This window comes from Pseudomonas sp. WT-JTC, assembly GCF_056711565.1.
Genome location: NZ_CM160042.1, coordinates 3151216 through 3174998, shown reverse-complemented (window position 1 = coordinate 3174998; position 23783 = coordinate 3151216). Strand labels below are relative to the sequence as shown.

Below are 23783 nucleotides of genomic sequence, written 5' to 3'. Positions count from 1 at the left end.
GCGCTATGAGTCAAACACAGCACACCGATTCAATATTCCCTGCCCGATCTACGTAACCATGGCGTCCTCACTCCTCCTGTAGGAGCGAGCTTGCTCCGGGCGGCGTTCCGACGATGGTCGTTAACGATAACGCGTGTTTACTGCCTTAACGCGGCTCACTTGAGACCATCGCGAGCGAGCTCGCTCCTACAGTGAATCCCCCCACCGTCGCTGTGCCTGTGGTGAACGATTGATGAAGTATGACTCGCAAGACCTCAGGGCCCGATTACAGCTTTGGTTATCGGTGCTGCTCGCCGGCACGGTCGGGACCGCGGTGGCGGATGAATCGGCGCAGGGCTTTCTGGACGGCGCAACGCTTGGCGTGCTCAGTCGAAACTTTTACCTGAACAGCGATTATCGATCCCCCTCGCCGACCGGCAAGAACTACAAAGCCGAGTGGGCTCAGGGTTTTATCGGCACTTTTGAATCCGGCTTCACACCGGGCACGATCGGTGTCGGCCTTGATGCCCATGCCTTTCTCGGATTGAAACTCGATGGCGGCAAGGGCCATTCCGGCACCGGTTTGCTGCCCGTGGGCAGTGATGACCGCAGTGAAAGCGACTACTCCAGCGGTGGCGGCGCGATCAAGCTCAAGGCCTCGAAAACCACCCTGGCGTTTGGCGAAATGATGGTCGAGTCCCCGGTATTCGACACTGCGGACAAACGCCTGCAACCGGAATACGCGACTGGCTTTCTGCTCAACAGTCGCGAAATCGACGGCATGAACCTGCAAGCTGGCCACTTCACGGCGTTCAAGAATCAGGACAGCGCTTCAGGCAAGGGCGACTTTTTCGGTTATGGCGCCAACACCGAGGCTGGTGGCATTTCGTTTGTCGGCGCCGACCTGTTTACCCAAAGCCCGGTCGGCGGCGCGCTGTACGCCTCGGAGTTGACCGACACCTGGCACCAGTACTACGGCAATCTGCACTTCAAGCAGTCCGACGTGTTCATCGACGCCAACCTCTATCACACCAAGGACACTGGCCAGGCGCTGGCCGGTGCCATCGACAACACCGCGTACAGCCTGTCCGGCCAGTACACGCTGGGCGCCCAGGCGTTCACCCTGGCCTATCAGAAAATCGACGGTGATACGCCGTTTGATTTTGTCGGTGGCGACTCCATCTACCTGGCCAACTCGATCAAGTTCGCCGACTTCAACGGCGCCCACGAACGCTCCTGGCAGGTTCGTTACGACCTGGACCTGGCCACCTTCGGGATACCCGGCCTGAAGTTCATGACCCGTTACGTCACCGGCGACCAGATCGACGGCACGCATGCACCACAAGGCGGGGCGTACAACCCGTTCGACCCGGCGGCCGGCACCTTCGTGCCGCAACAAGGTGCCGGGGGCCGACACTGGGAGCGCGACATCGACCTGCACTACGTCGTGCAGTCCGGGTCGGCCAAGGGTTTGTCGCTGCAACTGTCCCATGTGTCGCACCGGGCGAACGCGGCCCAGGCCGGCGATGACATCGACCGGGTGTACGTGGTCATCCAGTACCCGCTGAACTTCGGGCCGTTCTGAGCGCAAAGTGGCGGAAGGCAGCCGGAGTCGAACCTGCCCGGGAACGGATGCCGTCCCCAACCGGGTTTGAAGCCCGGCCGCGCCACCGGGCGCGATTGCCTTCCTTGATCAGAGCTCTGTGCGCCGGGCCAACGCACTGTCCGGGCGAACCTGCCGACGATCGCCAAAACGCCGGGTCAGGCCGATACGGTCGAAGTACTCCAGTATCTGAATGCTGCGCTTGCGCCCCAGGCCCACCGCATCACGAAACGCCGCCACCTGGATCACCGGGTTGGCGTCCGCCAGTTGCAACAGCATAGCCGCCAATCGGCGAATCATGCTGTCGGGGTAAAACAGGTCCCGCACCACTTGGTGCATCAAACCCAGGCGCGCCATTTTGCGCAGCAACCCGCGCACGGCCGCTTCGTCATGCCCCAGGTCGCGAACCCACGGCGGGGCGAAGCCCGCCTGTTCGAACAACGGTTGCAATTGCAGCCACAGGGCTTCGTCCTCTTCGCTCAAACGCACCTGATGCCCTGGCAGATGCAACCATGGGCCGCTGCTGGCGATGTCGCCGCTAGCCAGCAATTCGTCGAGCAGGCTGATAAACGTCGAACGCTCCATTTCGCTACCGGTGAATCGGCGCAGGCGATCCCGGTCCGGCCCCATCTGATCGGCTTCAAGCTGATGGAAACGCTCGAGGTGCTCGAGCACTGCAGCCTTCAAGGCTTCCCAGCGACTGGCACTGAACAGCAACGCGCCTTGACGGGTGTCGATCAAGCGCACATCCGCGGGCAATGTCCAACTGCTGCGCGGTCGGTTGAACTGCCGCTCCAGGCGCTGCGGATCGAGCCCGCTGTCGCTGTGGGCCAGCAATGCCGGCAACACATCTTCCAGCCTTGTGCTGTTCGCCAGCGCCTGCAGTTGCGCCAATCGTTCCGGGCTGCGACGTTGCCGGGCGGGTGCAAACGGATCCAGCACCCGGCCGCCGCCCAGGGTTCGTTGGGCACTCTGATCGCGCAGGATCAGCGGGTCGCCTTTCACCGCCTGCACCGCTGTATTGAGCAGCAGTTGCGCGAACATCCGCCCACCGGGCGCCAGACTGACGCCTTCGAGCAAGGCGACTCGACCGGTGACGTCCTGGGTGCCGAGGTGCACGTGCACCGGTTGAAAGTGCTCGAAGGCCCGGGGTTCGCCGGGGAGCAGCTGCATGTCGATGTCCAGGCGTTGGCTCGGTGCGTACGAGCCGGCGGCCAGCAACCAGTGGCCACGATGGATATGCTCCAGGGCCAGCCGTTCGGCACTCAGGTTCAATGCCACGCGCTGGCCGGCAACGGCGTGGTCGGCGGCCTGGTTTTGCGCGTGCAGGCCGCGAATGCGCACCGGTTTGCCTTGTGGCCCCAGCAGCAAGGTATCGCCCACCACGACCTGGCCGGACAGCGCCGTACCAGTCACCACGATACCGGCCCCGGCCACGCTGAACGCCCGATCGATCGCCAGGCGAAAACCACCTTCCGTGCTTCGTTGCACCACTTCACGCTGGGCATCGAGCAACGCCTTGCGCAAGGATTCGATGCCCTCGCAGGTGGAGCTCGACAGCGCAATCAGCGGCGCTTCGGCATACGGCCCGGGCGCGAGCAAGGTGCGGACCTGATCGCGCACGACCTGCACCCTGGCGCTGTCGACCCGGTCGCACTTATTGATCGCCACCAGCGCACGCGGGATGCCCAGCAACTCGACAATCGCCAGGTGCTCGCGGGTCTGCGGCATCACCCCGTCATCGGCGGCCACTACCAGCAACACCAGATCGATGCCCTGTGCCCCGGCAAGCATGTTGTGGGTGAAGCGTTCATGCCCGGGTACGTCGATGAAACCGGTCAAGCCCGCTCCCGGTTCCAGCTCGGCATACAGGTAGCCGAGGTCGATGGTCATGCCGCGCTCACGCTCTTCCCGGCGCCGGTCGCCCGCCTGACCGGTCAGCGCCTGGAGCAGCGCCGTCTTGCCGTGGTCGATGTGCCCTGCGGTGCCGACAATCACCCTGCCCGTCCCTCCACCTGCAATTGATCGAGCTGTGCCAGCCATGCCGATTCGTCGTCCAGTTGCCGCAGGTCCAGCCACAGGGCGTCATCGTCAATGCGCCCGAGTACCGCGATCGGCAATGCGCGAAAGGCTGCTTCCAGCGTCAACAGGGACCGCCCGCGCAAGCGCTTGGACGTCAGCGGACGCAGGCACAGCGCCGCGCTGGCCAGCCGCGCCACCGGTTGGCTGCCGCTGCCGATCATGCCCAGTGCCGGCATGGCGCTGACGCTCCAGTCCTCGCCCACCACCTGGGCCAGCGCCGGCCGCAGTCGCTCGGCCTGGGCGAGGATATCGGCCTGTGGCCGGGTCAACAGGCGCAGGCTGGGCAAGCGCTCGGCCAGTCGGTCCGGGTTGCGGTACAAACCCAACACCGCTTCCAGGGCAGCCAGGGTCATTTTGTCGACCCGCAGCGCACGCTTGAGCGGGTTTTTCTTGATCCTGGCGATCAGTTCCTGGCGGCCGACAATCAGCCCGGCTTGCGGCCCGCCGAGCAGTTTGTCGCCACTGAAGGTGACGATGTCCGCGCCATCGAGCAACGCCTGACGCACCGTCGGCTCAGCCGGCAGCCCCCAGCGGGTCAAGTCCAGCAGGCTGCCGCTGCCGAGGTCTTCGAGCAGCGGCAAACCGTGCCGGTGGGCCAGTTGCGCCAGTTCGGCGGTCGGCACGCTCGTGGTGAAGCCTTGAATGCTGTAGTTGCTCGCGTGCACGCGCATGATCAATCCGCTGCGCGAGCCGATGGCGGCCTCGTAGTCGCGGGCATGGGTGCGATTGGTGGTGCCGACCTCAACCAGCTTCACCCCGGCACGGGCCATGATGTCGGGAATGCGGAAGGCACCGCCGATTTCAATCAGTTCACCGCGGGAAATAATTCCTTCCTTGCGCGCGCCCAGGCTGTTGAGGGTCAGCAAGACCGCTGCGGCATTGTTGTTGACCACGGTCACCGCTTCGGCGCCGGTCAGTTCGCGGATCAAACCTTCGATCAGGTCGTCGCGGTCACCGCGCTTGCCACTGCGCAGGTCAAACTCCAGGTTGAGCGGATAGCGGGCAGCCATTTGCACCGCTTCAATCGCTTCCTCGGGCAGCAATGCCCGCCCGAGGTTGGTGTGCAGCACCGTGCCGGTGAGGTTGAATACCCGGCGCACATGGCTGCGATGCTCGATTGCCAATCGTTCGCCGACCCTGCCGGCCAGCACCTCAGCGCTGACCTCTACAGGTTCGAGCAAACCGTGCTGCACCCTTTCCCGCAACTCATCCAGCAAACACCGCAAGGCCGTCAGCAGGACGTCGCGGCCATAGCGCTCGGCCAACGGCAGGCACGCCGGGTGACGTAACAAACTGTCGATGGAAGGTAGACGCAGGGGTTGCCTGGCACCGTGTGCAGACATCTGGCGCTCCTGAAAACGAATGACCGTCGCGCCAGAGTGTAGACGCTGCGGTTACTCGTCTCCCGGAGCCAGCAACAGATTCGGTGCCAAACGCTGATAACCGTCCTGGGCCAGGCGCATGTCGAGCATCAGGCTGGACAGGTCTGCCGACAGCGCTTCGGCATCCGCATCGTTTTCCAGATAGAGCAACTTCAGATAGCTGTTGCAACCGGGGCAGACTTCGGCGCGCAACGGCGCCTGGTTGGCGGCATGGCGGTCATCTTCAAGGCTGAGGTACTCCAGGCCTTTGCTCTGCTCGCAATACACGCACTTGACCCGCACCACATGCCACTCGCAGGCGCACAGCGAACAGACCAGATAACGCAAGCCATTGTGCTTGCCGCGATGGCGGATGACCCCGGCCATGGCCGGCGAGCCACAGGCCGGGCACTGGCTGAGGCTGTCGCCGGGAGTCAGGGCCAGGTTTGGCGTACTCAACAGCCAGTGACTCCACGCTGTTTGCAACGCCGCACCGAGAAACGGCACCAGCGCCGCTGGCACCAGCGAATACTGGCCGCTGAGCAACGCCACCGCCCAGGCGCGGCGTTGCCCGGCACCGGCCAGGCGCAAGGTTTCCAAGGCATCGGCCACGGCGCAGGGTTGCGGTGCGCTATAGCGCTGCAGCAAGGCATCGAGGTAAAGCTGCCAATCGTCTTCGCGCGCCAGGCTGTCGGCTGCGAACGGCGGCAAGCCGTGTTGCTGGCACAATTCGATGCGTTGTCGGTCGAGGGGATCGCCAAGTGGCGGGTCGTTAAACACCTGTTGCTGTACCCGGCACAACCCGGCAATCAAATGAAGGTAATCGGCCAACGGATGCCCTTCGGCCAGCGTCTCCAGACGTAAGGCGCGCAGGCTGAACAGGTTATGTGGTGGCATGTACAGAAACGGCGGCGAACTGGCCGCCGCTTCGATTTCTCCGGGTTCGAGGATGGTTGGCAAATGTCAGCCCTTTTTGGTGATCGGACGCTGGGGTGCTTCGTCGCGGGTCTCATCTTGAGTCACTTGGCGATACCAGAGTTCGTGGTGTTTCCTCGCCCAGCCACGGCTGACCCGGCCGTGCAACATGGCGCTGACCGAGCCTTTGATCCAGATCCCGGCATAGATGTGCACGATGATGCTCAGGATCAGCACAAAAGCGGCCAACGCATGCAGCAACATCGCCCAGCGAATCGTGGTGATGCCGAACCAGTCGCTGAAGTACGCACGCCAGATCACCAGACCGCTCAATAGCAGCACCAGCATGCACAGCAGTAAAGTCCAGAACAGCAGCTTCTGCCCGGGGTTGTATTTGCCGATGGGTGGCACGCCCTCCTCTTTGTTCAGCATCACCCGGTCGATGCGCTTGAGCCACAGGCGGTCATTGGCGATGAAGTAATTGGCGCGCCAGAAGCGCAACACCAGGCCGAGGAACAGCACGAACATCAGCACGCCCATGAACGGGTGGAGGATGCGTGTCCACGGTCCACCGCCGAACAGGTTGCTCAGCCAGAACAGCGCCGGATGGAACAGCGCCAACCCGGACAATCCGGCCATGAAAAACAGGATTGCCACCAGCCAATGATTGGTGCGCTGGTTGCTGGTGTAGCGCAGGATCGTCTTGTTGCTCATGGCCTGCCCTCCCCACGGGGATCGAAGGTATGCACCGACGGATCGACTTCGTGCACGGCGTTGTCCGGCGGGGCCGGATGTTCATCCTCTTCGACGATTTGCGGGCCGACGCGCACGTAGTGGAAGAACCCGGCCAGCACCGCTGCGCCCATGGCCAGCAGCGCCAACGGCTTGCTGACGCCTTTCCACAGCCCTACCAGCGGGCTGATTGCCGGGTGATCGGGCAAACCGGCGTACAGTCTTGGCGTATCGGCGTGGTGCAACACGTACATCACGTGAGTGCCTCCGACGCCTTCGGGGTCATACAGACCGGCGTTTTCAAAGCCCCGGCTTTTCAGATCGACGATACGTTCGGCGGCATGCACCTTCATGTCGTCCTTGGAGCCGAACACGATGGCACCGGTCGGGCAGGTTTTCACGCAGGCCGGTTCCAGCCCCACCGCCACCCGGTCCGAGCACAAGGTGCATTTGTAGGCCTTGTGATCCTTTTGCGAGATCCGTGGAATGTTGAACGGACACCCGGTGATGCAGTAGCCGCAGCCGATGCAATGGTCCTGGTTGAAATCGACGATGCCATTGGCGTGCTTGATGATCGCGCCGGGGCTGGGGCACGCCGCCAGGCAACCGGGCTCGGCGCAGTGCATGCAGCCATCCTTGCGGATCAGCCACTCCAGGTTGCCGGCGTCGGTCTCGTGCTCGGTGAAGCGCATCAGCGTCCAGGTTTCTGCGGTGAGGTCCTGCGGGTTGTCGTAGGTGCCATGGTTGTGACCGACCTCGTCCCGCAGTTCGTTCCATTCCGAGCAGGCGACCTGGCAAGCCTTGCAGCCGATGCATTTGGTGGTGTCGATCAGCTTGGCGACTTCCTCCTGCTGGCGTATTGAGGACGGGGCTGTGGTGGTGGCCGAACGGGCGATGATGTCTTGGCTGGCCATTTAGACTTTCTCCACGTTGACCAGGAATGACTTGGATTCCGGGGTCTGGGTGTTGCCATCGCCGAGGAACGGCACCAGGGTGTTGGTCAGGTAGCCGTGCCGCGTGAGCCCGGTGAACCCCCAGTGCAGCGGAATGCCGATCTGGTGCACCACCTGATTGTTGACCTGCAGCGGGCGAATCCGCTTGGTCACCACGGCCACCGCTTCAATGAAGCCACGCTTGCTGCTGACCCGCACACGATCGCCGGCGACGATGCCTTTTTCCTTGGCCAGCACCTCGCCGATTTCCACGAACTGCTCGGGCTGGGCAATCGCGTTGAGCTTGCAATGCTTGCTCCAGAAGTGGAAATGCTCGGTCAGCCGGTAACTGGTGGCGGCGTACGGGTAATCCTTGGCCACGCCAAGGGAATCCCAGACCGAATCGAAGATCCGCGCCGCCGGGTTGCTGGTGGCTTTCTTGTTTTGCGGGTGCAGCGGGTTGATGCCGATCGGCGTCTCGAACGGCTCGTAGTGTTCGGGGAACGGGCCTTCGTTCATCTTGTCGACGGCGAAGAATCGCGCCACGCCCTCGGGGTTCATGATGAACGGATTCATCCCGGCTTCCGGCGGCACGTCGACCTTGTAGTCCGGCACATCGGTGCCGCCCCAGGCTTTGCCGTTCCACCACACCAGGCGTTTTTTCGGATCCCACGGTTTGCCTTGCAGGTCCGCCGAGGCACGGTTGTAGAGAATCCGCCGGTTGGCCGGCCACGCCCAGGCCCAGCCTTGATGCTGGTGCATGCCGTACGGGTCGCTGTTGTCGCGGCGGGCCATCTGGTTGCCCAGTTCGGTCCAGCTGCCACAGAAAATCCAGCAGCCGGACGCCGTGCTGCCGTCATCCTTGAGCTGGCCAAACCCGGCCAGTTGCGAATTGGCCTTGATTGCCGCGCCCGTGGCGTCGGTGAAGTCAGTGGTGGCGTAGCCGTTGATTTCCTTCGCCAGCTCCTCGGGCGAAGGTTCGTTCGGGATCTTGTACGGCCACGACAGTTTGAGCAGCGGATCGGGGAACTTGCCGCCTTCGGCCTGATAGCGCTGGCGCAGGCGCACGAACAGTTCGCTCATGATGCGGATGTCGGTCTGCGCTTCACCCGGCCCGTCGGCGCCCTTCCAGTGCCATTGCAGCCAGCGACTGCTGTTGACCAGCGAGCCATCCTCCTCGGCAAAGCAGGTGGTGGGCAGGCGAATGACTTCGGTCTGGATGTCGGCACTCTTCACATCGTTGTACGACCCGACGTTGCGCCAGAATTCCGAAGTTTCGGTGGCCAGCGGGTCCATCACCACCAGCCACTTCAGTTTGGCCAGTGCCGCGGTCACCCGGTTTTTGTCCGGCAACGCGGCAATCGGGTTGAAGCCCTGACACAGGTAGCCGTTGACCTTGCCCTGGCCCATCAAATCAAACACCTTGAGGATGTCGTATTGGGGAATGTCCAGTTTCGGCAGGTAGTCGTAGGCCCAGTTGTTCTCGGCCGTTGCGTTGGCGCCATACCAGGCTTTCATCAGGCTGACGTGGAATTTGCCGTAGTTCTGCCAGTAGGACAGTTGCCCCGGACGCAATGGTTTCTGCGTGCGCTTGACGATATAGGCGTTGTAGTCCTGTTCGGCATCGCCGGGTAGCGAGAGGTATCCCGGCAGTGAATTGGACAACAGCCCCAGGTCCGTCAGCCCCTGGATGTTGGAGTGCCCGCGCAAGGCATTCACCCCCCCGCCCGGCATGCCGACGTTGCCCAGCAGCAATTGCACCATCGCCGCGCTGCGGATCATCTGCGCGCCAGTCGAGTGCTGGGTCCAGCCCAGCGCATAGAGGATGGTCATGGTCTTGCCCGGTTGCGAGCAAGTGGCGATTTCCTCCCATATTTTCTGCATGGCATCGACCGGCATGCCACAAATCTGGCTCGCCAGCTCTTTGCTGTAGCGGCTGTAATGCTGCTTCATCAACTGATAGACACAGCGTGGGTCTTGCAGGGTCGGATCGACCTTGGCAAAGCCGTCCTCGCCCAGTTCATAACCCCAGCCGGACTTGTCGGTGTAGAGGCGTTTGGCCGCATCGTAACCGCTGAAGATCCCGTCCTCGAAGCCATAACCGGCTTTGACGATGAACGATACGTCGGTGTAGTTGCGCACGTATTCGTGCTGGATCTTGTCCTCGGTCAGCAGATAATTGATCAACCCGCCCATGAAGGCGATGTCGGTACCGGTACGGATCGGCGCGTAATAGTCGGCCACCGAGGCGGTCCGGGTAAAACGCGGATCGACCACGATCAGCCGCGCCTTGTTGTGCGCCTTGGCCTCGGTCACCCACTTGAAGCCGCACGGGTGCGCTTCTGCTGCGTTGCCGCCCATCACCAGAACCAGATTCGCGTTGGCGATATCGGTCCAGGTATTGGTCATGGCTCCACGGCCGTACGTCGGGGCAAGACTTGCCACCGTCGGGCCGTGTCAGACACGCGCCTGGTTATCGAACCCCAGCATGCCGAGACTGCGAACCACCTTGTGGGTGATGTAGCCCGCTTCACTGGAGGCCGCCGATGCCGCGAGGAAACCGGTGGTCAGCCAGCGGTTTACCGTTTGGCCCTGGGCATTCTTCTCGGTGAAGTTGGCGTCGCGGTCGGCCTTCATCAGGTCGGCGACGCGATCGAGCGCTTCATCCCAGGAGATGCGGGTCCACTCGGTGCTGCCGGGTTTGCGCGTCTGCGGGTATTGCAGGCGGCCTGGGCTGTGTATGAAGTCCAGCAGGCCTGCGCCTTTGGGGCAAAGGGTGCCGCGGTTGACCGGGTGGTCGGCGTCGCCTTCGATATGGATGATGTTTTGCGCGACATTCTTCGCCGTATCGCCCTGGCTGTACATGATCAAGCCGCAACCGACCGAGCAATACGGGCAGGTGTTGCGGGTTTCATGGGTATGGGCGAGCTTGAAGTGACGCACCTGTTCGGCAAAGGCTGGCGTCGGGGCCATGCCCAACGCGCCCAGGCTAGAGCCTGCAAGGCCGATGCCGGCGACCTTGAAGAACTGACGACGGCTGAGATCCATCGTGCACTCCTGATCAGGTGGCGCCCGGTACATGGCCGGGCTTTTTTGAACAACCACGGTCGCGGCAGTCTGGCTGCCGACACTACAAACTGTAGTCAATGCTGTCGAATTCACCATGACAGCCGACCGTCGGCCCTGCAGACATAACCCCCTCTGTAGGAGCGAGCTTGCTCGCGATGGTGTATCAGCTGAGTGAGTGTCGACTGACACTCCATCGCAAGCAAGCTCGCTCCTACAAGGGATTGGCGATTATCATGGCGCCATAACCAACCTGCCGTTACGAGACCCCGCATGACTTTCGATTTTGATCAGGTGTTCGACCGCCACAACACCGGCAGTACCAAGTGGAGCCGCTACCCGGCCGACGTGTTGCCGATGTGGGTCGCCGACATGGATTTCGCTGCGCCGCCGGTGATCATCCAGGCCCTGCAGAAGCGCCTGGAACACCCGATGGTCGGTTACAGCGTGGCCCAGGATGACCTGCGCGAGGCGATCGTTGCCGACCTCTGGAACAAGTACGCCTGGCGCGTCGAGCCCCAGGAGCTGATTTTCCTGCCGGGCGTCGAGTCGGGCTTCAACATGGCATTGAAGGCCCTGGTGCAGCCGCAACAGAACGTCGTCGTGCAGGTTCCGAACTACCCGCCGCTGCGCCACGCACCCGGGCATTGGGGGCTGAACAAGGTCGAGCTGAATTTCGACGCGCAAGCCGATGGTACCTACGTCACGCCGCTGGATTCCTTGAGCCAGTCACTGCAAGGCGGTGGCGCACTGCTGCTGAGCAACCCGCACAACCCACTGGGCAAGGCCTTCCCCCGCGCAGAACTGCAAGCCATCGCCGACATTTGCCTTGAGCATGATGCCTGGATCATTTCCGACGAGATCCACGCCGAGTTGTGCTTCGACGGCCGCACGCACATTCCGATGGCTACCCTGAGCCCGCAAATCGCCCAGCGCACCATCACGCTGATGTCGGCAAGTAAGGCCTACAACATCGCCGGCCTGAAAACCTCGTTCATGATCATCCAGGACCGTCACCTGCGCGAGAAGGTCAACCACGCCCGTTGCGGCATGGTCGACAGTGTCAATCCGCTGGGCATGGAAGCCACCCGCGTCGCCTACAGCGAAGCTGCGCCATGGCTGGCAGCGCTGAAGGTCTACCTGCAGGACAACCGCGATTTCCTCGCCGAGGCCGTGCGCACCCGCCTGCCGGGCATCACCATGAACCTGCCGCAAAGCACCTACCTGGCATGGCTGGACTGCACGGCACTGGGGCTGGACAACCCACAGCAGTTCTTCCTGGAACAGGCCAGGGTCGGATTGAGCGCCGGTCTGGACTTCGGCGATGACTGCAAGCAGTTCGTGCGCCTGAATTTCGGCTGCCCACGGTCGCTGCTGGAAGAAGGCATTGCGCGGATGGAGCGCAGCTTGCGCCATCTGTAGGAGCGAGCTTGCTCGCGAAGGTGTGTCAGCTGAGTGAGTGTCGACTGACACTCCATCGCGAGCAAGCTCGCTCCTACAGATACCGGGCAATCTGGTCTGCCGCGTCACTTCATCGCCAAGGCAATGACTTCCACCAGGTTGAGTTGGGTAAAAGGTTTCGACAACCGTGGCAGATGGGCGGCAAAGCCTTCCAGCCGTTCGGCATAACCGGTGGCGAGGATGATCGGCACGCCCGGTCGAATGATCCTGATGGCATTGGCCAGTTGCGCGCCATTCATCTGTGGCATGGCCATGTCGGTGATGACCAGATCAATCTCCGGTCCACTTTCAAACAGCTCCAGCGCCGTGGCACCGCAGGCCGCACTGATGACCCGGTGCCCGAGGTCCTCGAGCAGCAGGCTGGTGCTGGTCAACACCAGGCTGTCATCGTCCACCACCAGTACGCACAGGCGAGGCACCGTCACGGCCGATGCCTTGGAAACCGGTTGGACGGCCGAGCCACTGGCGGCGACCGGCAACCAGAGTTCGGCGGTCGTGCCCTGATCCTTCCGGCTCTTGAGGATGAAGCGGCCACCCAATTGCTCGATAAAGCCGTGGACCATCGACAACCCCAGGCCCGTGCCTTTACCCACGCCCTTGGTGGTAAAGAACGGGTCCATCGCCGAGGCCAGCGTGGTTTCGTCCATGCCCTCGCCCGTATCGGCAATACTCAGGCAGACGTAACGCCCCAACGCCAGGGATGAGGTGGAGCTGTCGGTCACTTCATCGGTTCTGGCACTGAAGCTGAGGGTCCCGCCGTGGGGCATGGCATCACGGGCATTGGTCGCCAGGTTCAGGACCGCCAGTTCCAGCTGGTTGAGGTCAGCCATCACGGGTTCGAGCCCCTCGGGAAAACGCGTTTCGATTTTCACCGAAGGCCCGAGGGAGCTGCGCAACAGCCCGGAAATGCCTTCCACCAATGCCGGTATCCGCACCGGTTCCGACTTGAGCTCCTGGCGTCGGGCAAACGCCAGCATGCGCTGGGTCAGGGAAACACCGCGCAAGGCACCTTGGGTGGCGTTGTCGATCAAGCGGGTAATTTTGGGATCGTCCGTCACCCGCTTGCGCAGGATTTCCAGGTTGCCGAGGATCACCGTCAGCAGGTTGTTGAAATCGTGAGCGATGCCGCCGCTGAGCTGACCGATGGCCTGCATTTTCTGCGCCTGGAACAAGGCCTCCCGGGTTTGCTCCAGCGCCTGCTGCGCTTGCGTGACCTCAGTGATATCGCGGGTAATCTTGGCAAAACCGAGCAAGGTGCCGGTGTCGCCCCAGATCGGGTCGACAATGACATGGGCGAGGAACCGCGTACCGTCCTTGCGCATCCGCCAGCCCTTGTTTTCAAAACGCCCTTCACGAACGGCGATGTCCAGCGTCCGTTGTGGCTCGCGGGCTTCGCGATCCTCCGGGGTATAGAACATCGAAAAATGCTGGCCAATGACTTCTTCCGGCAAGTAACCCTTGATGCGCTGGGCGCCAGGATTCCAGTTGCTCACGCGTCCGTCCGGCGAAAGCATATAGATCGCGTAGTCAGTAACGCTCTGCACCAGCAGGCGGAATTGCTGCTCGCTCTGTTTGAGGACTTCCTCGGCCATTTTGCGATCGGTCAGGTCCCGGGTGATCTTGGCGAACCCCAGTAACGTGCCCGACGGGTCGAGAATCGGATCGATGACCACATGCGACCAGAAACGCGTACCGTCCTTGCGCACCCGCCAGCCTTCGCCCTCGAACCGCCCTTCACGAATCGCCGTGTCCAGTGCCCGCTGGGGCAAGCCGGCACGACGATCTTCATCGGTATAGAAACGCGAGAAATGCTGGCCGAGGATCTCGGCCTCCTCATACCCCTTGAAACGCCTGGCGCCGGCATTCCAGCTGGTGATGATGCCATCGGGATCGATCATGTAGATCGCGTAGTCGATCACCGCATCGATCAATAGCCGAAAACGACCGTCTTCGATGGCACTGACCCTGGTTCGATCTTCGCTCATTGATCCCACCGCTTCATTGTTTCTCTGGAGTATGCGTCATACCGGGTTTTTGGAAAGCCCACCAACGCGGCAACAACTGCTTGACCTTGCTCTCGCCAAAACGGTCATCGATCAGCATCACCACCCCTTGGTCCTGTTGCGTACGGATGACCCGTCCAGCGGCCTGCACCACTTTCTGTACGCCGGGAAACAGATACGTATAGTCGTAGCCGGCGCCAAAAATGGCGGCCATGCGCTGCTTCAGTTGCTCGTTCACCGGATTGAGCTGTGCCAGCCCCAACGTGGCGATAAATGCGCCGATCAACCGGGCACCGGGCAAATCGATGCCTTCGCCAAAGGCCCCGCCCAGTACCGCAAAGCCGACACCCTGGCCGTCGGCGTGGAATTGATCGAGAAACTGCTGACGTTGCGCTTCGCCCATGCCCCGGGACTGCGACCACAGGCTGATGTGCGGATGTTTCTCGGTGAGTAACTGCGCCACTTGCTGCAAGTATTCGAAGCTGCTGAAAAACGCCAGGTAGTTGCCGGGACGCTTGCAGAACTGTCTGGCGATCAAATCCACAATCGGTTCGAGAGAGGACTGGCGATGTACGAACCGCGTGGAGATCTGGCTGATGATGTGCACTTGCAATTGATCGGCATGAAACGGCGACTCGACGTCGATACATACCGTGTCCGCCGGTGTTCCCAGTAAATCGGCGTAATAGTGCCGGGGGCTGAGGGTCGCGGAAAACAGCACCGTGCTGCGAGCGGCAGTCAGGCGCGGGCGGATGAACCCGGCGGGAACCACATTGCGCAGGCACAGCTGCGAGAGATTGCGCTTGCGTTCAAGGTCGCGCTTGCTGATGTCGAACAGGAAATTTTCGTCGAAAAGCTCGGCCACCCGGCAAAAATGCAGCATGTCGAAGTAAAAGCCCTGCAGTGTGCTGTCCAGTCCTTGCGGGTGATCGTTCAGGTAGTCACCAATGCTGGCGCTGCACGATGACAGTGCCTGAAGGAGCTTTTCCGGCGTTTTGTCATAAGCCTGGTAGGCGCCGGTTTGCGCGTTATGCAGGGCATTCCACTCGCGGTTGACTCGCTGCATCGACTTTTTCAGCAATTCGGGTGCGGTTTGGCGCACACCGTTGAAGGTCGCCTGATCAAGGCTCGCGCTGTACATCTGCCGGCCGCGTTCCACCAGGTTATGGGCTTCGTCGACCAGCACCGCGACTTTCCAGTTGTTGGCCTGGGCCAGACCGAACAGTAGCGCGCTGAAATCGAAGTAATAGTTGTAGTCGGCAACCACCACGTCGGCCCAGCGCGCCATTTCCTGGCTCAGGTAATACGGACAGACATCGTGTGCCAGGGCGACCTCGCGCAAGGCGCCCTGGTTCAACAGGCTCAGTTGACTGGCCGCCTGCCGTGCGGCGGGCAGGCGATCGTAGAAACCCCGGGCCAGTGGACAGGACTCGCCGTGGCAGGCCTTGTCCGGGTGTTCGCAGGCCTTGTCCCGGGCGATCATTTCCAGCACCCGCAACGGCGGCGCATCGGTGCTGGCCAGAATCACTTGCGCGGCGTCCAGGGCCAGTTTGCGTCCCGGGGTTTTCGCCGTGAGGAAGAACACTTTGTCCAGTTGCTGCGGCGCCAGCGCCTTGAGCATGGGAAACAGGGTGCCCAGGGTTTTACCGATTCCAGTGGGCGCCTGGGCCATCAGGCAGCGCCCCGTGCTGACAGCCTTGAACACCGACTCGGCCAGGTGGCGCTGCCCCGTCCGAAAACCGGCGTGGGGAAACGCAAGATGCTGCGCCGCTAGATTGCGCCCGTCACGATGGGCGACTTCCTGTTGCGCCCATTGGAGGAAGCGCGCGCAGTGCCGCTCGAAGAACTGTTGCAGCTGCGCGGCCTCGAAGGGCTCGACCAGGCAGGTTTCCTTTTCGCTGACGATGTCGAAATACACCAGCGCCAGGTTGATCCGGGGCAGATCCAGTTTCCGGCACATCAACCAGCCGTAGATTTTCGCCTGGGCCCAATGCAATTGACGGTGGTTGGCCGGTTGTTTGCTCAAGTCTCCGCGGTAGGTCTTGACCTCTTCCAGGCAGTTCTGCCCAGGGTCATAGCCATCGGCCCTGCCCTTGACCGTCAAGGTCTGATACTGGCCTTCAAGGGCGACTTCGCTTTGATAGCCCTCGCTGCGCCGTGATGCCACCGTACGGTGCCCGACGATGCCCTCCAGCGCGGTGGGCGACGGTGTGAAGCGCAGATCGAGGTCGCCGGTCTTGGCGGTGAACTCACACAACGCCCGTACCGCAATGCTGTAGCTCAAGCGCCCTGCTCCGCCCATTGCACGTAGCACACGGCAATCGGCATCTGGTGCTCATGGCAGAATTCCAGCCAGCGCAACTGGTTGTCCTGCAGGCGATCGCCCGGGCCTTTGACTTCAATCATGCGGTAGGTCTTTTGCTGCGGCCAGAACTGGATCAGGTCCGGCATGCCGGCGCGATTGGCCTTGATGTCCAGCAACAGGCGGTTGAACCAATGCTTGAGGTGCTCGGCCGGGAGGCAATCCAGTGCTTGCTCCAGCAGTTCTTCGTCGAGCACGCTCCAGAACACGAATGGGGACTGCACGCCCCACTTGGCGGCATACCGTTCGCGGATGGTCTGCCGATAGCGCCCGTCGTCGAGTTCGGCCAGACAAGCCTGAAACAGTTCGGCCCGGCGTCCATGGAAGTCTTCGCTGAGCAAATCCACCGGCCCGCGCTGGAACGGGTGAAAGAAGGCACCCGGCAGAGGCGCGAAAATCGCGGGCCAACACAGCAAACCGAACAGTGAATTGATCAGGCTGTTTTCGACGTAGTGCACTGGCGCCGACGCTTGCGCCAAATGCGCCTGGACGTGAAGTTCCACCGGTAGCGCCGGGTCTGTCCTCGGTAATTGCAGGTCCAGACGCTGCATTTGCCGAGGCGCTGCCCGCTTGATGGGCGGCCCGCCGAGCTTGCGCCGCAGGCGTGGCAACACGCGGAGCAACTGCTGGTGTTCCGCGGCACTTTCCGGAGCCTGTTCGGCCTGTGTGGCCAGGTCCATCGCCAACTCAAACTCGCCACTGCGTTCCAGCACGCGAATCAATCGCGAACGCGCGCCCGGATAGGCACATTCGCGGTAGAGGTTCAGGGCCATGGCGAAATCCACGATGCGCTCGCAATACTGCCCCATCTGGAACAGCAGCTTGCCACGCCGCCGTTGCAACCATGGATTGTCCAGCACCAGCCCCTTGATACGCTCGACCACCTCTTCCAGCGCTTCACCGGCCTCGAATTGTTGCTGGTACGCATGCAGGAGGACACAGGCGTCCACGTCTTCCCGGCTGCGCAAGCCACGGGATTCGGCACAGAATTCGACTTTTTCATAGGTATAAATGCCGAGATCGGCCAACACGAATTCCGACCAGTCCTGGTACAGGTTGCCGAAGAACATCAGGCGCAGGCGATCGCACAACTCCATGATGGTCAGGCTGAACAGGCGCTCATCCAGCCACGGGCACCAGGCGTTGAAGCTTTGCGCCTGGGGAAATTGCTCGCAGAGCGTCGGCAACCAATCGGCTTTCTTGCCTTTGGGTTGATCGATGACAGTGGCGAAGGTCTGGAGGATTTCTGCCTTGAGCAGCACCTCGAACAGTTCGTCGATGGCGATGGGCATTTGCCCGTCGACCCAACCCAGTTCGAGCAGCGGGCCGGCGGCTATGCCGATATCGCCGATTTCGTCGTAATGCAGCTTGCTCGCCCGGAAATGTACGCCTTTGCGCATCACCATTCTGACCAGCAGTGCCTGCGACTCACGGGGCAACCGCTTAAACTCATCAATAAAGCGCTGCTCTTCGACGCTCAACACATCGCTGGAGCGCTGCTCAAGCCAATCAAGCACTTGCATGAAGTTGTTCAAGTAGTAGAACGGATCGTCGAGGGGATTTGCAGTCACAGGGAAATGGGCCATGGCGAGCGAGTACTGGTTATGCGTACAGATACCAGTTCCGCCCTGCCCGGTGCAATCGGAAAAGGATAAATGGCGGCGCTGTACGGTATTTTTCAGGGCAGTAGAACTTTCTGCGCCCCGGCAGCACCAACCGCCAGAGAGATGCGGTGACAGCCTCGAACTGACGGCACTGCTTCAAAACGTACGGGAGGTGATCATGGACATCAAGACTTTGGGCTTGCCCCTGGCGGCAGCGGTCCTGCTGATGCTGGCCGGCTGCTCGACGCCAACGGTGGTGACCCTGCAGAACGGCACCCAGTATTTGACCAAGGACATGCCGAAAACCAAGACAAAGGATGGCTTCTTCGAGTTCGAAGATATTTCCGGGGCGAAAGTGAAAGTCAAGGCTGATGAAGTGGCCACGATCCGCAAGGAAGACTGAATTTCGCGTTATCGTTCATCGCGGGAAAGCCCGCTCCCACAAGGTATGCGCCAACCTTGCGGGAGCGGGACTGGTCCGGGCGGCGCTCCGACGAAGAGGCCCTTACCGGCGCCAACTCACCATCAGGCGATCACAATCCCCACACCCGACAAACTGTCCAGCCCGACCCCGACCAATGTCACTGAATCATTGCCAAACGTCAGCACGGTATCCTGCCCCACCACGCTGGCATGGGCCCGGAAGTCGTCGTCCGGCGTAACACCCTGTACCCCGAGAAACACCAGTTTGTCGTTCGCCTGATAACCCAGCACCCGGTCGTGGCCAAACGCGCCGCTGAACAGGAACGTATCGATCCCGCCCCCCGATTCCAGCAGGTCGTTGCCGGCCCCGCCGATCAACACGTCGTTGCCCTTGCCTGCGATCAAATGATCGTTGCCGTCGAGACCGAACAACCAATCGCCGAGCGCCTGCGCCTTGAGCGTATCGTTCCCCATGCCCCCCTTTATCGACGACTCGTACCGGGTCAGCTGGTTACCGTCCGCCAGCCCGTTGGCGGTGACGCTGTGGGTCACGTCATCCTTGACCAGCCCCCATAAAAAGCCCGGCTCCTTGCTCATGATGCTGCCGATGTCACGGGTGATACTGATGCCGCCATTGGCATCGCGGATGTACAGGTTGCCGGCGCCGTCGTTGGCAAAGTCGAAGTTTTTCACCGACTGCTGCAAGTCGAGCACGTTGTGCCCCTTGCCGCCCAAAAGGACGTTGTAGCCACCGGCATCGCGGAAGGTGTCGTTGCCGTCGCGGCCTTCCAGATAGTCGTTGCCCTTGCCGCCCTGGATCAGGTCGTTGCCGTCACTGCCGATAATGAAAGTGCTGCCTTTGTGGGTGTCGGCATTGCGGTTCAGGTCCTGGACCCAGGTGTTGGCCCGCGCCGGGTCCGAGAGGTTGGCAACAATAATGGTCGAGTCTTTGCTGGTGAGGTCGTAGAACCGCGATTCCAGCACCCGGGTCATGCCGTCGCCGTAACCGGTCGGCAAGTGGGAAATCCAGGTCGGGATGTTGAGGATGGAAAACGGCAGCAGATTCCATGCGGTCGACGCGTAGTGGTCATTGAAGCTGACAATGTTGTTGGTGGCCGAGGCTTGATTGGCATCGTGCACACCGACCGATGCCAGGTTGAACGCCGAACCGTCCAGCGCACGGAACACTGGATCGTTTTCATAGCCGATGTTCAGCACCTTGTCGCTGCTGCCTTGAGTTGGCGAGGCGTAGGCAATGTAGTTGGAGTCCTGGAAGAAGCCGCCCCATTTTTCGCGGCTCAAATCCGCCAGGCTATTGACTGCCAGCCCGCCGAGACTGTGACCGCTGACCAGCACGTCATTACCGGACAGCCCGTTGGCCCGGGCAAACGCCGCGACGTCGGCGAGCAGCTTCCCGAACGCTTCACCCACATAGTTTTTCGCGTAATCCTGTGGACCCAATGCCGCCAACAGGTCATTGATGACATCGCCGATGGAGTCACTGATCTGGTTTTCACGAGGGCCACTGGTGCCGCGAAAGGCGATGCCGATTTCCGTGAGGTGCCCTTGGGCGTCGTATTTACCGAGGATTTCCACCTGGGCGCTGGTATAGCCGGCTTTTTCGCCGAAGAAGGTTCCCCGTGCATCGACTTTGCCGTCATAACCCAACTGCGCGGCGGTGATGGGTGTCCAACCGGCTTTCTGTACCGCCTCCAGTGCAGCTTTTTCCGAATCTGGGTTCCAGGGGATACCGGGAATCACCCCTTGGGAGTCGGTGCCGCCAATCAGCGCGGTCACCAACGTTGCCGGCAGGCCCACGCCGAAACCGTTGTGCTGGTAACCGGTGGCAAAGCCGTTGTCGAGGTTGTGATAGGAGTACAGCGTGATTGCCATCGCGTCGGTGAACAACGCTTTGGCGTCTGCTGTACCAAGGTTCTTGTAGTCGTACACACCCATGGGTATTGCCTCTCTCTTTGTTGGAATTGTCAGAGATAGCTCACTGCCGGGACACCTCGATCGCGAGATGCCCGGAGCCTCCAGTGCTGTTACAAAAATCTGTCAGGCAAACACAAAGCCGGAAGTCGACAGGTTATCCAGCCCCACCCCGACCAGGGTCACGGAAAAGTCGCCAACCTTGAGCACCGTGTCTTGACCGGCCTGGGAGGCATGCTGTCGGTAGTCATAGCCCTGCCCCGCGCCTTCAACGCCCATGAACACCAGGGTGTCGCTGCCCTGGTAGCCATTGATCGCATCAAATCCGAAAGCGCCGCTGAACAGGAAGGAATTGCTGCCGTCCCCGGTGGAATGCATCACGTCGTTGCCGTTGCCGCCGACGAAGGTCACGTGGCCCTTGTCGCTGCGCAATACGTCATCGCCGCCGTTGCCGAACAGCCAGTCACCCTGGACGTCGGCTAACAGCGTATTGCCGAGGGCATCGCCGTTGAGCGAATGACTGTAGCGGGTCAGTTCGTTGCCATTGAGCAGGCCGTTGCCGGTGACGGTCCAGGTGATGTCCCTGGTGCTCCACCATGATCCGGATTCCTGGCTCACCAGCGCGCCGATGTCCCGGGTCATGCTGATGCCGCCATAGGCGTCACGTACGAACAGCGTGCCATCGCCATCGTTGGCGAAGCTGAAGTTCTGCAGTGGCTTGAGCAGTTCGAACGTGTTGTTGCCCTTGCCGCCCAAAAGTATGTTGAAGCCGCCGTCGTCGCGGAAACGGTCGTTGCCGTCCCGGCCTTCGATGAAGTCATTGCCGGCGCCGCCCTTGAGCCAATCGGCGCTGTCGGTGCCGATGATAAACGTGCTGCCTGTGTGCGGCTCGCCACTGCGCCCGAGGTCCTCGACCCAGGTGGCGCCGCGAGTCGACACCGACAGGTTGGAGACGATCAGGGTCGAATCCTTCCCGGTCAGGTCATAGAAGGCAGAGTCGATCACCCGGTTCAGTCCGTCGGCGTAACCCAGCGATCCATGGGCCGACCAGTTCAGCGGGTTGAGAATGCTGAAGGGCACCAGGTTCTGCGCGGTGGAGGCGTACTGATCATTGAAGTTGACGACGTTGTTGGTCGCTGAATCCTGATGACCATCGTGCTTGCCCAGTGAGCCACTGCTGAAGGTAGTGCCGTCGAGCACCCGAAACACCGGGTCGTTCTCGTAACCGATGTTGAGCACGTTGTTGCCGGTGGCGCTTTGGGTTGGCGAAGCGAAGGCGATGTAGTTGGCGTCCTTGAAGAAACCGCCCCAGTTATTGCCACTCAACTCCGCCAGGCTGTTGACCCCCAACCCGCCAAGGCTATGCCCGCTGACCACAACGTCCCTGGCACTCAGGCCGTGGGCGATAGCGAATGCAGCGACGCTCTTGAGCAGGCTGTCGAAAGCGTTTTTCGCGTAGTTGCTCGCATAATCCACCGGGCCGACCGCGGCCAACAGGTTGTTTTTCATGTCGCCAAAGGTGTCGCCGTACCCCAGGCCACCGGTGCCACGGAAGGCGATGCCCAGGCCAATCAGGTTCCCGGCGCCGTCGTATTTACCGAGGATTTCGGCTTCGGCGCTGGTGAAGCCGTCCTTCTCGCCATAGAAGGTACCTTGGGCGCCAACCTTGCCCTGATAGCCCAGCGTCGTGGCGCTTATCGGCGCCCAACCGCCGGCTGGTAGTGGCTGGCCGGTGGGCGTGTACGCATAAAGCGTCAAGGCGATGGCATCGCTGTACAACGCCTTGCCGGCTTCGCTTCCGGCGTTTTTGTAATCAAACAGTCCCATGTCGTTACCTTTCCATTTATTTCCGGCTGTATTTCGCTTTTTGCAGGAGCTGCCGAAGGCTGCGATCTTTTTGCGTCAACGAAAACGCTGAAGATCAGAAGATCGCAGCCTGCGGCAGCTCCTACGGGGGCAATCATCGGGTTTGAAGGCCTTGTCCGAACGCCTCGTCGACCCTGGCCAGATCCTGTTCATTCAAGGTCCCGGCGTAGTAATGCAACTTGGTCCAGGCCATCAGATAGTCGTAGCGCGCCTGGGCCAGATCCCGGCGGGTGGTAAACAATTGTTGCTCGGCATTGAGCGCATCGAGGTTGACCCGCTCACCGCCCAGAATGCTTTGCCTGGTCGAGACCACCAGCGCTTCGGCGGAGGTCAGGGCTTTCTGATAGGCACGCAGCTTGCTCACCCCTGTCAGGCAGGCGCTGAACTGCCGTCGCAACTCGATCAGGGTTTCCCGGGTCTTGCCATCCAGTTCGTACTCGGCCTGCTCCATCGCACGGCTTGCCTGGCGGGTCGATGCAGAAACACCACCGCCGGCGTACAGCGGCACATTGATTTCGATGCCGATGGTGTTGGTGTCGTAGCGCTGGTTGTAGGTGTTGCCGCTTTCCGATTCATTCTGACGCACCGAGGCGTAGGCGCTGACCTTGGGCAGGTGCCCGGCCCGGTTGCGCTCGACCTCGTAGCGCGCCACTTCAAGCGCCTGGCGCTGGGAAGCCAGGTTGGGGTTATTGGCCACGGCCATCTCATGCCAGGTGTCGTAATTGGCCGGCTGCAGGGTGAAGGTCTGGAAGTTTTGATCCAGTGGTGCAAGGTCGGCAATGTCGATCGCCGGCACACCGATCAGCGCGCCAAGTTCGCGCAGAGATGCATCCTGTTCATTACGCGCTTCGATTTCTTCGGCGATAGCCAGTTCGTAGCGCGATTCGGCTTCGAGAATGTCGGTGCGAGTACCTTCGCCCTGGCGAAACATCTGCTCGTTCTGCTGGAACTGCTGCTCGAAAGCTTTCTTCTTGGCCAGGGCGATATCGATCTGGTCCTGGGCGAACAACGCCTTGGTGTAGTTTTCCAGCACCCGCACCAGCAATTGCTGGCTCTTGCCACGAAAATTTTCGTCGGCAAACAGCGATTGCGCGACGCCCTTGCGATAAGCCGCGTAGGCCTCGTAGTCGAGCAACGGTTGTTGCAAGGTCAGGCTGGAACCGTAACTGCTGTAGTTGCGGTCATCGCTCTGGTTTTGCCTGCGCTCGTCGAGGTAGGTGACCTTGGAGCTATTGCGGCCCTTGTTGTAGTTGTAACCCAGTCTTGGCAACAGCCCGGCGCGGCCGATGGCACGGTTCTCAAGGCCTGCATCACGTTCCTTGATGGCGCCGAGGAATACCGGATCATTGCGCAATGCCTGTTCATAGACCTCGAACGGTCCCATGGCCGCCACGGCCTGGTTGCCCGCGAACAACATCCACGCCGCCCCGAGCATCGAAAGCTTATTCATACTGCCGAACAT

15 protein-coding genes and 1 tRNA gene are annotated in these 23783 nt (G+C 61.4%); 3 read left to right on the top strand and 13 right to left on the bottom strand.

Annotation, left to right across the window (positions count from 1 at the left end; genetic code table 11):
- Positions 1-232: 232 nt before the first annotated feature.
- Entirely contained in the window at positions 233-1564 is a 1332-nt protein-coding gene (locus AC06G5_RS14540; protein ID WP_480459770.1) for an OprD family porin, read from the top strand.
- A gap of 8 nt (positions 1565-1572) precedes the next feature.
- Here the strand turns inward: AC06G5_RS14540 and AC06G5_RS14535 are convergent.
- From AC06G5_RS14535 to fdnG, 7 genes are all read right to left on the bottom strand, one after another.
- Positions 1573-1668 (bottom strand) — tRNA-Sec (locus AC06G5_RS14535).
- A 4-nt stretch (positions 1669-1672) separates the two neighbouring features.
- Positions 1673-3580 carry a selenocysteine-specific translation elongation factor gene (gene selB / locus AC06G5_RS14530; protein ID WP_480459768.1) on the bottom strand — a complete coding sequence of 636 codons (1908 nt, stop codon included), beginning with the start codon at positions 3578-3580 and terminating at the stop codon, positions 1673-1675.
- A complete protein-coding gene (selA, locus tag AC06G5_RS14525) occupies positions 3577-5007 on the bottom strand; it encodes an L-seryl-tRNA(Sec) selenium transferase (protein ID WP_480459767.1) in 1431 nt (476 codons plus the stop codon). The genes selB and selA overlap by 4 nt, the downstream gene beginning before the upstream one ends.
- Before the next feature lie 51 nt (positions 5008-5058).
- Entirely contained in the window at positions 5059-5985 is a 927-nt protein-coding gene (fdhE, locus tag AC06G5_RS14520; RefSeq protein WP_413422743.1) for a formate dehydrogenase accessory protein FdhE, read from the bottom strand.
- Positions 5986-5988: 3 nt separating this feature from the next.
- Complete coding sequence (locus tag AC06G5_RS14515) at positions 5989-6654, bottom strand: formate dehydrogenase subunit gamma (RefSeq protein WP_413422745.1); 666 nt, start codon at positions 6652-6654, stop codon at positions 5989-5991.
- A complete protein-coding gene (fdxH, locus tag AC06G5_RS14510) occupies positions 6651-7586 on the bottom strand; it encodes a formate dehydrogenase subunit beta (RefSeq protein WP_413422747.1) in 936 nt (311 codons plus the stop codon). Before fdxH ends, AC06G5_RS14515 begins: the two co-directional genes overlap by 4 nt.
- Complete coding sequence (gene fdnG, locus AC06G5_RS14505; RefSeq protein WP_480459765.1) at positions 7587-10652, bottom strand: formate dehydrogenase-N subunit alpha; 3066 nt, start codon at positions 10650-10652, stop codon at positions 7587-7589.
- A gap of 291 nt (positions 10653-10943) precedes the next feature.
- Here fdnG and AC06G5_RS14500 point away from each other — a divergent pair, with 291 nt between their 5' ends.
- A complete protein-coding gene (locus AC06G5_RS14500) occupies positions 10944-12092 on the top strand; it encodes a MalY/PatB family protein (RefSeq protein ID WP_413704873.1) in 1149 nt (382 codons plus the stop codon).
- Between the two features lie 104 nt (positions 12093-12196).
- Here AC06G5_RS14500 and AC06G5_RS14495 read toward each other — a convergent pair whose 3' ends face one another.
- Genes AC06G5_RS14495 through AC06G5_RS14485 form a run of 3 tightly spaced genes read right to left on the bottom strand, consistent with a single transcriptional unit; the run spans position 12197 to position 18082 of the window.
- Positions 12197-14116 carry a hybrid sensor histidine kinase/response regulator gene (locus AC06G5_RS14495; RefSeq protein WP_413422753.1) on the bottom strand — a complete coding sequence of 640 codons (1920 nt, stop codon included), beginning with the start codon at positions 14114-14116 and terminating at the stop codon, positions 12197-12199.
- A gap of 13 nt (positions 14117-14129) precedes the next feature.
- Positions 14130-16418, bottom strand: coding sequence for an ATP-dependent DNA helicase (locus AC06G5_RS14490; protein WP_480459763.1), 2289 nt, complete (start codon positions 16416-16418; stop codon positions 14130-14132).
- Entirely contained in the window at positions 16415-18082 is a 1668-nt protein-coding gene (locus tag AC06G5_RS14485) for a VRR-NUC domain-containing protein (RefSeq protein WP_480459761.1), read from the bottom strand. The genes AC06G5_RS14490 and AC06G5_RS14485 overlap by 4 nt, the downstream gene beginning before the upstream one ends.
- 196 nt (positions 18083-18278) lie before the next feature.
- Between AC06G5_RS14485 and AC06G5_RS14480 the strand changes: the two genes are divergently transcribed.
- Positions 18279-18503, top strand: coding sequence for a YgdI/YgdR family lipoprotein (locus AC06G5_RS14480; RefSeq protein ID WP_480459759.1), 225 nt, complete (start codon positions 18279-18281; stop codon positions 18501-18503).
- Positions 18504-18625: 122 nt separating this feature from the next.
- Here AC06G5_RS14480 and AC06G5_RS14475 read toward each other — a convergent pair whose 3' ends face one another.
- The 3 genes from AC06G5_RS14475 to AC06G5_RS14465 form a co-directional block, all read right to left on the bottom strand.
- Complete coding sequence (locus AC06G5_RS14475) at positions 18626-20479, bottom strand: polyurethane esterase (protein ID WP_413422761.1); 1854 nt, start codon at positions 20477-20479, stop codon at positions 18626-18628.
- A 102-nt stretch (positions 20480-20581) separates the two neighbouring features.
- Positions 20582-22282, bottom strand: a complete 1701-nt coding sequence (locus tag AC06G5_RS14470) for a polyurethane esterase (RefSeq protein ID WP_480459757.1) — start codon at positions 22280-22282, stop codon at positions 20582-20584.
- A gap of 133 nt (positions 22283-22415) precedes the next feature.
- Complete coding sequence (locus tag AC06G5_RS14465) at positions 22416-23783, bottom strand: TolC family outer membrane protein (RefSeq protein ID WP_413422765.1); 1368 nt, start codon at positions 23781-23783, stop codon at positions 22416-22418.